Annotated in this window: 12 protein-coding genes; 9 read left to right on the top strand and 3 right to left on the bottom strand. The window is 72.4% G+C overall.

The annotated features are described in order from the left end of the window. Both AB0J53_RS43740 and AB0J53_RS43735 read left to right on the top strand, forming a co-directional pair. Positions 1–2,376, top strand: a 2,376-nt coding sequence (locus AB0J53_RS43740) for a DNA-directed RNA polymerase subunit beta (RefSeq protein WP_364183890.1), incomplete at its 5' end; no start/stop codon positions are given. Between the two features lie 63 nt (positions 2,377–2,439). Beyond that, positions 2,440–2,784: a VOC family protein gene (locus AB0J53_RS43735; RefSeq protein ID WP_364183887.1), complete on the top strand. Its 345-nt coding sequence runs from the start codon at positions 2,440–2,442 to the stop codon at positions 2,782–2,784. Between the two features lie 4 nt (positions 2,785–2,788). Here AB0J53_RS43735 and AB0J53_RS43730 read toward each other — a convergent pair whose 3' ends face one another. Continuing rightward, positions 2,789–3,403 carry a dihydrofolate reductase family protein gene (locus tag AB0J53_RS43730; protein WP_364183884.1) on the bottom strand — a complete coding sequence of 205 codons (615 nt, stop codon included), beginning with the start codon at positions 3,401–3,403 and terminating at the stop codon, positions 2,789–2,791. Positions 3,404–3,460: 57 nt separating this feature from the next. Between AB0J53_RS43730 and AB0J53_RS43725 the strand changes: the two genes are divergently transcribed. Continuing rightward, complete coding sequence (locus tag AB0J53_RS43725; RefSeq protein ID WP_364183881.1) at positions 3,461–3,853, top strand: hypothetical protein; 393 nt, start codon at positions 3,461–3,463, stop codon at positions 3,851–3,853. Here AB0J53_RS43725 and AB0J53_RS43720 read toward each other — a convergent pair. Both AB0J53_RS43720 and AB0J53_RS43715 read right to left on the bottom strand, forming a co-directional pair. Continuing rightward, positions 3,780–4,637 carry a pentapeptide repeat-containing protein gene (locus tag AB0J53_RS43720; RefSeq protein WP_364183878.1) on the bottom strand — a complete coding sequence of 286 codons (858 nt, stop codon included), beginning with the start codon at positions 4,635–4,637 and terminating at the stop codon, positions 3,780–3,782. The genes AB0J53_RS43725 and AB0J53_RS43720 overlap by 74 nt on opposite strands. Continuing rightward, positions 4,634–5,236 (bottom strand): TetR/AcrR family transcriptional regulator, encoded by a 603-nt coding sequence (locus AB0J53_RS43715; RefSeq protein WP_308126183.1) that lies wholly within the window; start codon positions 5,234–5,236, stop codon positions 4,634–4,636. The genes AB0J53_RS43720 and AB0J53_RS43715 overlap by 4 nt, the downstream gene beginning before the upstream one ends. 146 nt (positions 5,237–5,382) lie before the next feature. On the opposite strand from AB0J53_RS43715, the gene AB0J53_RS43710 reads away from it, so the two are divergent. The 6 genes from AB0J53_RS43710 to AB0J53_RS43685 all read left to right on the top strand — a co-directional run bounded on the left by AB0J53_RS43710 (position 5,383) and on the right by AB0J53_RS43685 (position 11,003). Continuing rightward, positions 5,383–6,282, top strand: a complete 900-nt coding sequence (locus AB0J53_RS43710; RefSeq protein WP_364183876.1) for a chlorophyllase — start codon at positions 5,383–5,385, stop codon at positions 6,280–6,282. Positions 6,283–6,299: 17 nt separating this feature from the next. Continuing rightward, positions 6,300–7,169: an LLM class flavin-dependent oxidoreductase gene (locus tag AB0J53_RS43705; protein ID WP_364183873.1), complete on the top strand. Its 870-nt coding sequence runs from the start codon at positions 6,300–6,302 to the stop codon at positions 7,167–7,169. 114 nt (positions 7,170–7,283) lie between these two features. After that, the gene (locus AB0J53_RS43700; protein ID WP_364183870.1) at positions 7,284–7,736 is read left to right on the top strand and encodes a cupin; all 453 of its coding nucleotides are present in this window, start codon (positions 7,284–7,286) and stop codon (positions 7,734–7,736) included. A 10-nt stretch (positions 7,737–7,746) separates the two neighbouring features. Further along, on the top strand, positions 7,747–8,538 hold the full coding sequence (locus AB0J53_RS43695; protein WP_364183867.1) for an integrase: 792 nt from the start codon (positions 7,747–7,749) through the stop codon (positions 8,536–8,538). 131 nt (positions 8,539–8,669) lie between these two features. Further along, positions 8,670–10,433: an alpha/beta fold hydrolase gene (locus AB0J53_RS43690; protein WP_364183864.1), complete on the top strand. Its 1,764-nt coding sequence runs from the start codon at positions 8,670–8,672 to the stop codon at positions 10,431–10,433. Between the two features lie 90 nt (positions 10,434–10,523). Beyond that, a complete protein-coding gene (locus AB0J53_RS43685) occupies positions 10,524–11,003 on the top strand; it encodes a carboxymuconolactone decarboxylase family protein (RefSeq protein ID WP_364183861.1) in 480 nt (159 codons plus the stop codon). Positions 11,004–11,005 lie beyond the last annotated feature (2 nt).

The raw sequence follows: 11,005 nt of genomic DNA, 5'->3' as shown, positions 1-11,005 counted from the left end.
ATCCAGAACCAGGTCCGCCTGGGCCTGGCCCGGATGGAGCGCGTCGTGCGCGAGCGCATGACGACGCAGGACGTCGAGGCGATCACGCCGCAGACGCTGATCAACATCCGCCCGGTCGTCGCGGCGCTGCGCGAGTTCTTCGGCACCTCGCAGCTCTCGCAGTTCCTCGACCAGACCAACCCGCTCGCGGGGCTGACCAACAAGCGGCGGCTGTCCGCGCTCGGGCCCGGCGGCATGTCACGGGAGCGCGCCGGGTTCGAGGTGCGGGACGTGCATCCGTCCCACTACGGCCGGATGTGCCCCATCGAGACGCCCGAGGGGCCCAACATCGGCCTCATCGGCTATCTCGCGAGCTACGCCCGGGTCAACGCCTTCGGCTTCGTCGAGACTCCGTACCGGAAGGTCGTCGACGGGAAGGTGACCGACCGGATCGACTACCTGACGGCCGACGAGGAGGACCGCTTCGTCAAGGCGCAGGCCAACACGGTGCTCAACCCCGACGGGTCGTTCGCCGAGTCCCGCGTGCTGGTGCGCACCAAGGGCGGCGAGACGGAGCTGGTCCGGGTGGCCGAGGTCGACTACATCGACGTGTCGCCGCGCCAGATGGTGTCGGTGGCGACGGCGATGATCCCGTTCCTGGAGCACGACGACGCCAACCGGGCCCTGATGGGGGCGAACATGCAGCGGCAGTCGGTGCCGCTGATCAGGAGCGAGGCGCCGCTGGTCGGCACCGGCATGGAATACCGTGCCGCGACCGACGCCGGTGACGTCATCAGCGCCGAGAAGGCCGGGGTGGTCGAGGAGGTCTCCGCCGACTACGTCACGGTCCTGAACGACGACGGCACCCGCACGACCTACCGGGTGGCCAAGTTCAAGCGCTCCAACCAGGGCACCTCGTTCAACCAGAAGCCGATCGTGGCCGAGGGCGACCGGGTGGAGGCGCGTCAGGTCATCGCCGACGGCCCGTCCACCGACGGCGGCGAGATGGCCCTCGGCAAGAACCTGCTGGTCGCGTTCATGCCGTGGGAGGGGCACAACTACGAGGACGCGATCATCATCTCGCAGCGCCTGGTGCAGGACGACGTGCTGTCCTCGGTGCACATCGAGGAGTACGAGGTCGACGCGCGTGACACCAAGCTGGGCCCGGAGGAGATCACCCGTGACATCCCGAACGTCTCCGAAGAGGTCCTGGCCGACCTCGACGAGCGCGGGATCATCCGCATCGGCGCCGAGGTCGTCCCCGGCGACATCCTCGTCGGCAAGGTCACGCCCAAGGGTGAGACCGAGCTGACCCCGGAGGAGCGGCTGCTGCGCGCGATCTTCGGCGAGAAGGCCCGTGAGGTCCGCGACACCTCGCTGAAGGTGCCGCACGGTGAGCGCGGCACGGTCATCGACGTGCGGACGTTCTCGCGCGACGCCGGTGACGAGCTGCCGCCCGGCGTCAACGACCTGGTCCGGGTGCACGTCGCGCAGAAGCGCAAGATCACCGACGGGGACAAGCTGGCCGGCCGCCACGGCAACAAGGGCGTCATCTCCAAGATCCTGCCGGTCGAGGACATGCCGTTCCTGGAGGACGGCACCCCGGTCGACATCATCCTCAACCCGCTGGGCGTGCCCGGCCGGATGAACATCGGCCAGGTCCTGGAGACCCATCTCGGCTGGATCGCCGCCCAGGGCTGGGACATCTCCGGCATCGAGGACGCCTGGGCCGAGCGGCTGCGCGACAAGGGTCTCGAACGGGTCGAACCGCGGACCAAGATGGCCACACCGGTGTTCGACGGGGCCGGCGAGCGGGAGATCATCGGCCTGCTCGGCAGCACGATCGCCAACCGCGACGGCGACCGGCTGGTGGAGCGCAGCGGCAAGGCGCGGCTGTTCGACGGCCGCAGCGGCGAGCCGTTCCCCTATCCCATCGCCGTGGGCTACATCTACATCCTCAAACTGAACCACCTGGTCGACGACAAGATCCACGCGCGTTCGACCGGCCCGTACTCCATGATCACCCAGCAGCCGCTCGGCGGTAAGGCCCAGTTCGGCGGCCAGCGCTTCGGTGAGATGGAGGTGTGGGCGCTGGAGGCGTACGGCGCCGCCTACGCCCTGCAGGAGCTCCTGACGATCAAGTCCGACGACGTCGCCGGCCGCGTGAAGGTCTACGAGGCCGTCGTCAAGGGCGAGAACATCCCCGAGCCCGGCATCCCCGAGTCCTTCAAGGTGCTGATGAAGGAGATGCAGTCGCTCTGCCTCAACGTCGAGGTGCTCTCCAGCGACGGCATGTCCATCGAGATGCGCGACGCCGACGAGGACGTCTTCCGCGCCGCGGAGGAGCTCGGCATCGACCTGTCCCGGCGCGAGCCGAGCAGCGTGGAGGAAGTCTGAGGCGATGAGTTTCCGGCGCGGGGCGGGCCTCACCCCGCGAACGGACGGAAGGAGCTGGTTCCCGTGGACCTGCACAGCGTGGTGTGCGTCAGCGACCTGGAGAGATCGCGGAAGTGGTTCGAGGCGTTCTTCGGGCGGCCCGCGGACGAGATCATCGGTGCCGAGCTGCTGTGGCAGGTCGGCGAGAACGCGTGGGTCGTCCTCGACGACCGGCCGGTCCGGGCCTCACGGGTGGGCGGCACGATGATCACGTTCGGGGTGACCGACCTCGACGACATCCTGGCCCGGCTGGCCGCGCACGGCATCGAGCACGAGCCCGTGGAGACCTACGGCAACGGCGTGCGCCACGTGGAGATCATCGACCCGGACGGCAACAGCCTGTCGCTCGCCCAGGCGCCCGCCCCGTGACCCGTCAGCCGACGTCGTAGGTCAGGTGCGTCGCCGTCGAGGTCACGGTGACGCTCCGCCGCACCAGCGGGCGCGGCGGCCCGCCGGCGAACAGCGGCGTCCCTGAGCCCAGCATCACGGGCGCGAGGTGCAGCGTCAGCACGTCGACCAGCCCGGCGGCGAGCGCCGAGCCGACCGTGGCGCCGCCGCCCATCAGGAAGACGTCGAGGTCCGCGCCGCCGGCCGCCGACGCCGCCTCGGCGCGCTCGCGGGCGGCGTCCACGGCGTCGGCCAGGCCGGTGGTGACGAACGTCCAGTCGAGCTCGTCGAGCCGCACCCGCTCCGGCGGCGAGCTCGTCACCACCACGAACGCCGGCTTGCCGACCTCACCGGCGCCGTAGCCGGAGGTGTCGTCCCAGCCGTGCGGCCCGTCCACCACGTCGAAGAGCCGGCGGCCGAGCACGACGGCGCCCGAGCGGGCGGTCGTCTCGCGCAGGATCCGGCGGTCGTCGGGGTCGTCGGAGAACGCCCAGGTGTGCAGGGCCTCGCCGCCGTCACCCAGCCCGTTGTCGGGGCCGGGGCGCGGTCCGGTGACGAAGCCGTCGATGGAGACCGAGATGTCGGCGATGATGCGCGTCATGCCTCAACAGACTAGGCCGCCCTCCGCTGTCAGGGGCGGCCAGTAAGGTGACCGGCCATGGGCGTTCTGGTCGGCTACTTCACCACGGACTCCGAGCAGGTGGCCCGCCAGGCCCTGACCGGCGGGCCGGCGGGCGCGAAGCTGCCGTACGTCGACTGCAAGGGCTGGGTCGACGAGCTCGAAGTGCTGGTCGCCGAGATCAGCGGGCGTGACCTCAGCGAGTTCGGCGACAGCGAGACCGTGGTGGACGACGGTGAGGCGGCGGGCGTGGAGCGGATCGCGCCGGAGACCGTCGCCGCGCTCGCCGGCGTGGACGACGCGCGGCTGCGCGCGTACGCCGAGGACGAGCTGCTGGAGGAGTGGGAGACCGGCCGCATCACCGCGCTGCGGGACCTGGCCCGGGAAGCGAGGCGGCTCGGCCATCAGCTGTATCGGTGGTCGTGCGTCTGAGCGCCGCGAACAGTTCCTCGCGGAGGGCGGGCGGCAGTTTGCGGCCCATGCGCGCCGGGCTCACCAGGGCCTGGTCGTCGTTGTCCGCGCCCGCGCGGTCGGCGAGGTAGCCCAGCGCGAAGCGGGCCTCCTCGCGGTGCCGCTCGTCCGGCCAGCCGTCGACCAGGGGCAGCACCGCTTGCACCCGGTCGGCGATCCGGTCGAGGAGCGCGTAGCCGGGCGGTCCGGGGAAGCGCTGAGCCCGCAGGTCGATGTGGAGGAAGGCGACGTGCTCGAGCTCGGCGGCGGTGAAGTCGTTGCCGGTGAACGCGTTGCGCTCCCGGCCCAGCGCGCCGTGATCGCCATCCGGACGGCCCCAGAAGTTCACGTTGTGCACGCGGCCGGTGAAGACGCAGTCGACGAACTCGGCCGCGAAGGTGGTCGTCTGGTCCCGTAAGCGGGAGCGGTCGAACCGGCATCCCTCGAATCGGGCGTTGCCGAAGTACGTGTGCGCCGGGAAGCGGGTGCGGCCGAAGGTGCAGTTCCGGTAGACGGTCTGCGGCCAGGAGAGGCCGTCCCACGGCCGGCCGTCGAGGCCGGTGCCGGTGCTGCCCAGCAGGGGCCGCTCGAAGGCGGCGCCGGAGAAGTCGCACCCCTCGAACTCGGTGCCGTACGCCAGGAAACCGGTGAAGCGGATGCCGGAGAAGTCCACGTTCGACAGCCGGGCCCGGTCGAAGATCACGCCGGGGGAGTCGCCGGGGAAGCGCTGGTCGCGGAGCTCTCCACGGATGACCTGGTCGTTCATGATGGCCGGCCCGGGGGAAGGCGGAGGCCGGCGAGGAGGAGGGCGACCAGGCGGCGGGCGTCGTAGCGGGGGTCCTTGCCGGCGCCGATGCACAGGTTGCCGACGCCGCGCATCAGCTCCAGGGCCCCGATGTCGGTGCGGATCTCACCGGCTCGGGCGGCGGCGGCGAGCAGGTCGGCGCAGACCGGGACGAGCCGGTCGAGGAAGTAGGCGTGCAGGGCCGCGAACGTGGTGTCGTCGGACTGCAGCGCCTCGGCGAGGCCGTGCTTGGTGACCAGGAAGTCGACGAACAGGTCGATCCAGCGGGTCAGCGCGGTGTGCGGGGAGTCGCTGCCGGCGAGCAGGGCGGGGCCCGCCTCGGCGCAGGCTTCGACCTGGTGGCGGTAGACGGCGACGATGAGCTCGGCCCGCGTGGGGAAGTGGCGGTAGATCGTGCCGACGCCCACCCCGGCCCGGGCCGCGATGTCGCGTACGGGCACGTCGACGCCGGAGGCGATGAACGCCTCGGCGGCCGCCTCCAGGAGCGTCTGCTCGTTGCGCCGGGCGTCGGCCCGTTTGCGGGGGGCTGTCGACTTCGATCCGTTGCCTGTGCCGGCCACTGCGCTGCTGCCTCCATCACCCGTGTTGCTAAACGGAACGCTGATCCGTATATTCATAAGCGGAACGCCGATCCGCTTGGCTCATGATGCCAGATCAGGCGCTCCTTCGCCAGGCCACACCCCTTCCGCCTCTCCAGGAGAGACCCATGTCCCGACCCGGCCACACCGCTCCCGTCCTCTCGCTGCGCCCCGTGCCGCTGCCCGCCCCGCATCGGGGCGACGACCTGCACGTACGGGTGTCGGCCCCGGTGACCGGCGGCGACCTGCCCGTGATCGTCTTCTCGCACGGCTTCGGCGAGTCGCTGGACGGCTACGCCCCGCTCGCCGACCACTGGGCGGCGCACGGCTTCGTCGTCGTCCAGCCCACCCACCTCGACTCGCGGAGGCTCGGCCTGACGCCGGACGACCCGCGCCACCCGGAGATCTGGCGCCTGCGCGTCGGGGACCTGCAGCTCGTCCTCGACCGGCTCGACGCCCTCGAAGCCGCCGTCCCCGGCCTGGCGGGCCGCCTCGACCACGGCCGCGTCGCCGTCGCCGGCCACTCCTGGGGCGCCCAGAGCGCCAGCATGCTGCTGGGCGCCCGGGTCCTCGATGCCGGCGGCGTCCCGGGCGAGGACCTGTCCGACCCCAGGGTCAAGGCCGGGGTGCTGCTCGCACTGCCGGGCACCGGCGGCGCCGACCTGACGCCGTTCGCCGCCGAGCACTTCCCGTTCATGAACCCGGACTTCACCGGGATGACCACGCCCGCCCTGGTGGTCGCGGGCGACAAGGACCAGTCGGCGCTGACCGTACGGGGACCGGAGTGGTTCACCGACGCCTACGCGCTGAGCCCGGCGCCCAAGAGCCTGCTCACCCTGCACGGGGCGGAGCACTCGCTGGGCGGGATCTCCGGATACGCCGTCACCGAGACGACCGACGAGAACCCGGAACGCGTCGCCCTGATCCAGCGGCTCACCACGGCCTACCTGCGCGGCGCGCTGCACCCGGGCGACCCCGCCTGGCAGGCGGCGAGCGCGGGCCCGCTCGGCCGGATCACCTCCAAGTGACGGGAGCCCCCGCCGCCATGACCAGTTTCGGGATCATGACCGCGCCCATGCAGGTCGGCTACGACGACGTCCTGCGGGTCTGGCGGGAGGCCGACGCCGTCCCGGAGATCGAGCACGCGTGGCTGTTCGACCACCTGCTGCCGATCGGCGGCCCCCTGACCGGGCCCGCCTTCGAGGGCTGGACGCTGCTCGCGGCGCTCGCGGCACAGACCCGGCGGCTGCGCGTGGGCGTGCTGGTGACCAGCAACCGCTTCCGGCCGCCCGCGATGCTGGCCAAGATCGCCGCGACGGTCGACGTCGTCTCGGGCGGGCGGCTCGACTTCGGCCTCGGCGCGGGCTCGCGTCCCTCCCACTCGCTGGCCCGGCGCGAGTACGAGGCGCACGGCCTGCCGTTCCACGACTTCGCCCACTCGATGGAGAGCCTGGCCGAGGCGTGCGCCGTCATCCGGCGGCTATGGGCCGAACCGGAGCCGTTCGACTTCGACGGCCGCCACGTCCGGCTCACGGGAGCCTTCTGCAACCCCAAGCCGGTCCAGCGGCCCGGCCCGCCGATCGTGCTCGGCGGGCGCTCGTCCGCGCTGCTGCGCGTGGCCGCCGAGCACGCCGACGTGTGGAACGTCCCGGGCGGCGACCTCGGCGACGCCGTCCGGCGCGGGGCGCTGCTGGACCGCTACTGCGCCGAGCTGGGCCGCGACCCCGCCTCGATCACCCGCTCGATCCACCTGCCGGTCTCCTACGACCGGCCCGGGGAGACCCGGGAGGCGATCGGCGAGGCGGTCGCCGCCGGGTTCGGGCACGTCGTGCTGGGGCTGCCCGCCCCGTACCCGGACGGCGTCGCGCGGTGGGTCGCCGACGAGCTCGTCACCGCGACGACCGCCCGCGTCTAACCGGCGAGTAGCCGACAAGGGCGGCGATCGCGTCGCCGAACGGCGCGCGTTCCCGGCGAGATGCCCGACGGATGGCGGATGTCCCGGCGGGCGGCGGCGGTGAGGATGGGCCGCATGGATCCCGACTCGCCGCCGCCCCGCCCGGACGGGCGGCAAGCACGCTCCGGCCCGACGATCACCCCGATCGACCTGTACGCCTCCGCCGTCCACCTCGGACAGGGCGGTGAGATCCACACCGGCGACCCGGACGCGGACCCCGGCCGGGACTGGTGGCGGCTCACCGCCACCTACGCCAGGTCCGGCGACGACCGGCTCGGCCGCTGGACCGTCCACCCCGAGGCCGAGACCGTCGTCTCCTGCCTCATCGGGAAGATCCGCCTGTACGTGCGCCCGGAACGGCCGGGGGAGAGCGAGGAGGTGGTCAGGCTGGTGGCCGGCACGGCCGCCATCGTCCCGCGCGGGCGGCGGCACCGCGTCGAGCCCGACATCCCCAGCGACGTCCTGACCGTCACGCTCCCGCATGGCAGTCTGTGGGAGAACCAGGCCGGACCGGTCGCGAAGGGGTGACGAGCGCGGCATGCGGGTGACGATGGCGACCGACCCCCACGCGGGCCGCGCGAACGAGGACTTCACCGGCGCCGTCCCGGCCGCGGCGGTGCTGGTCGACGGCGCGGGCATCCCCGGCGCCGGATCGCTCTGCCGCCACGGCGTCGCCTGGTACGCCGCCCGGCTGGGCGGCGGCCTGCTCACCCTGCTCTGGCACGCGCCGGGGCGCGGCCTGGCGGACCTGCTCGGCGAGGCCATCGAGCAGGTGACCGGCGAGCACCGCGACACCTGCGACGTCACCTCCCCGATCAGCCCGTCGGCGGCCGTGGCCGTCCTGCGCCTGTCCGGCGGCCGGGCCGAGCACCTGGTGCTCGGTGACGCGACCGTCGTTCTCGACCGCGCCGGCAGCGCGCCGCTCGTCGTCACCGACCCGCGCGAGGTGGTCATCAGCAGCCGGTACGAGGCCGCGCTGCGTGGAGTCGCCGAGGGGAGCGACGAGCACCGGCGCATCCTGGGCGACCTGCGCGCCCACCGCAACCGGCCGGGCGGCTTCTGGGTGGCCAAGGACGACCCCCGGGCGGCGGCCGAGGCGGTCACCGGCTCCTGCCCGGTCGCCGGGCTGACCGGCGCGGCGCTGCTCAGCAACGGCGCGAGCCGCATCGTGGACCGCTTCGCCCTCGCCGGCTGGCCGGAGGTCATGGCCGCCCTCGCGTCGGACGGCCCCGGCGCGATCATCGGCCGCGTCCGGCAGGCCGAGGCGCGCCACGCCGTGGCGGCCGACGACGCGACCATCGCCTACTGCACCGGCCTGGACGCCCCCTGACCGTCACCCGTACACGAAGGCTTTGGGGGAAGCGTCGGCCCACAGTCGCAGACGGCTAGGAGCAGGCTCCCACAGCCCGACCCTTCTTGGTGCTGAGGAAACCCGGCGGAAGGGCAGGGAGGCTGGGAAGCATGATCGCCAAGACCTTGGGGCTGGCCCTCGCCGCGGCCCTGCTGCCCGCTGTCCCGCCCCCTCCGACCGGCCTGCACGAGTGCGCGACCGCGACCACACGCTGCGACGGCAGCATCGAGGTCCCCCTCGACTGGGAGAGCCCCTCCTCCGAACGCATCTCCGTGGCCTTCACCTTCATCCCGGCCAAGAACGCCGACGGCACGGTGGCGGCCAACCGCGGGGGACCGCAGCCGGCGCTGCCGGAGATACCCACGATCCAGCAAGTCCTCGGACCCGTCCTTGACCGGAAGAACCTGCTGGTCATGGATCCGCGCGGGATGGGAAAGTCCTCGCCGCTGCTGTGCCCGGGAGCCGACCCCTTCAAGCCGGCGACCATCGCCGCCTGCGCCAGGAGCGTGGGCCCGCGGGGCGCCTACTTCACCGCCGACCAGGCCTCGCACGACCTCGACGCGGTACGGCGAGCGCTCGGCCTGGGAAAGATGAGCTACTTCGGCAATTCCTACGGCACCCTGTACGCCCAGGCGTATGCGGCCAGGTACCCGGACAGCCTGGACGCCGTCTTCCTGGACAGCTCCATGGTCATCGGCGACGACGGCTACGTGAATCAGAGGTTCGACGCCCGGCTCGACTACCTCGATCTCGTCTGCGGGCGGTCGAAGGCATGCGACGCGCTGCCGGGCGAAGCCTCCGGCACATGGACGAGGCTGGTGGACCGCCTGCGCAAGCGGCCCGACCCGGAGGTGACGCTGCACCAGGCACTCACCCTGCGTGAGCCGGCCGAAGCGGTGCTCGGCCGGGAGAACGTCGCAGCCGCGCACGCCTACCTGAACGGCGACCCGGCCCCCCTGCGCCGTCTGGCCCGGCTGACCCCCCATGCCATCCCGCCGTTCGACCCGCCGTGGCTTGCGGGGCATGTGGCCTTCCGCTGCGGCGACGGCTCGTTCCCCTTCGACCGGCTGGCGTCGGCGGCCGAGCGTCAAGCGCAGGCCGAGCGGTACTACGAGCGGGAACGCCCGATGGCGCCCTTCAGGCCCACCGACGTCTTCGCCACCGATGCGATCGCCGCCCAGGAGTGGTGCATCAACTGGCCGACTCCGCGCCACAGCCCGCCGCTCCCGCGAGGACAGGCGCTGCCCAGCGTGCCCATCCTGGTCGTGGCAGGGGACTTCGACGTCGAACGCCCCGCCGAGGTGGCGCGTTCGCTCCGGGTCTTCCCGAACGCGACCGTGATCCGTATTCCGTTCGGGATTCACGCGCAGTCCTTCCTCCCGTCGCCGATGGGTGAGTGCGTACGCGGGATGCTGCGTACCTTCCTGACCACCAAGCGGGTGGTCGACCAGAAATGCACCGGTGAGAACTACCGCGCCGTCGGCGCCTTCCCGCGGGAGCTCAGGGACGTGGCGCCGCATCCGGCCGGCGAGCTCAGCCCGAGCCGGCGGCGGATCCTCGCGGCCGCCTTCGCCACCGCCGCAGACGCCACCGCCCGCCGCAATCCGCACGCCTTCTACTACTTCGGGCGGCCGAGCGAGCCGGGGCTGCGCGGCGGCCAGGTCACCTTCGGCCAGGACATCACCCTCGACGGCGTGCGGTTCGTACGCGACCTGAAGGTCAGCGGCCGGATCGCCCTCACCCCGGACGGCCACGCCACCGCCACCCTCACGGCCGAGACCGGCGGACGCACGCACGAGGTGACGTTGTCCTGGGCGGCGTTCTCCACACGGCAATCCGTGTCCGGCACCTTCGACGGCACCCCCTTCGCGTAGGGCCCACACCGGTCACGCCCGGCCGGACCTCACATCCCGCGCCGCCGTCCCGTCAGGTGAGGGACAGCCTGGAACGGCAAGGAGACTCACATGGAAGCCCGATTCGACTACCTCGGCAACCCGGTCGGGGCGAAGTTCGCCAAGTACATCGTCTCGGCGGGCAAGGCCGCGCTCGAGTCGTCGCTGCCCGCCACGACGCAGGAGCTGGTCAAGATCCGTGTCAGCCAGATCAACGGCTGCGCGTTCTGCGTCGACATGCACACCAAGGAGGCGACGGCCGCGGGGGAGAGCCCGGTGCGGCTCCACCTCGTGGCGGCCTGGCGGGAGGCGACGGTGTTCACCGACGCCGAGCGCGCCGCGCTGGAGCTGGCCGAACAGGGCACCCGGATCGCCGACGCGGCCGGCGGGGTCGGCGACGACGTCTGGGCGAACGCCGCCAAGCACTACGACGAGGACCAGCTCGCGGCCCTGGTGTCGCTGATCGCCCTGATGAACGCCTTCAACCGGATGAACGTGATCGTCCAGCAGCCCGCCGGCGACTACCGGCCGGGCCAGTTCGGTCACGCCTAGCC

The sequence above is a fragment of the Nonomuraea sp. NPDC049725 genome (assembly GCF_040674795.1).
GTDB classification, from domain to species: domain Bacteria; phylum Actinomycetota; class Actinomycetes; order Streptosporangiales; family Streptosporangiaceae; genus Nonomuraea; species Nonomuraea ceibae.
The sequence above is the reverse complement of the archived record's forward strand: the minus strand, read 5'-3'. Positions and strand labels throughout refer to the sequence as shown.

What these genes read in the sequence shown, in the direction of transcription:
- AB0J53_RS43700 (WP_364183870.1), top strand. Translation starts at nt 7,284, where the DNA reads ATGGATCCCGACTCGCCGCCGCCCCGCCCGGACGGGCGGCAAGCACGC.
- AB0J53_RS43690 (WP_364183864.1), top strand. Translation starts at nt 8,670, where the DNA reads ATGATCGCCAAGACCTTGGGGCTGGCCCTCGCCGCGGCCCTGCTGCCC.
- AB0J53_RS43725 (WP_364183881.1), top strand. Translation starts at nt 3,461, where the DNA reads ATGGGCGTTCTGGTCGGCTACTTCACCACGGACTCCGAGCAGGTGGCC.
- AB0J53_RS43710 (WP_364183876.1), top strand. Translation starts at nt 5,383, where the DNA reads ATGTCCCGACCCGGCCACACCGCTCCCGTCCTCTCGCTGCGCCCCGTG.
- AB0J53_RS43685 (WP_364183861.1), top strand. Translation starts at nt 10,524, where the DNA reads ATGGAAGCCCGATTCGACTACCTCGGCAACCCGGTCGGGGCGAAGTTC.
- AB0J53_RS43695 (WP_364183867.1), top strand. Translation starts at nt 7,747, where the DNA reads ATGCGGGTGACGATGGCGACCGACCCCCACGCGGGCCGCGCGAACGAG.
- AB0J53_RS43720 (WP_364183878.1), bottom strand. Translation starts at nt 4,637, where the DNA reads ATGAACGACCAGGTCATCCGTGGAGAGCTCCGCGACCAGCGCTTCCCC.
- AB0J53_RS43705 (WP_364183873.1), top strand. Translation starts at nt 6,300, where the DNA reads ATGACCAGTTTCGGGATCATGACCGCGCCCATGCAGGTCGGCTACGAC.
- AB0J53_RS43730 (WP_364183884.1), bottom strand. Translation starts at nt 3,403, where the DNA reads ATGACGCGCATCATCGCCGACATCTCGGTCTCCATCGACGGCTTCGTC.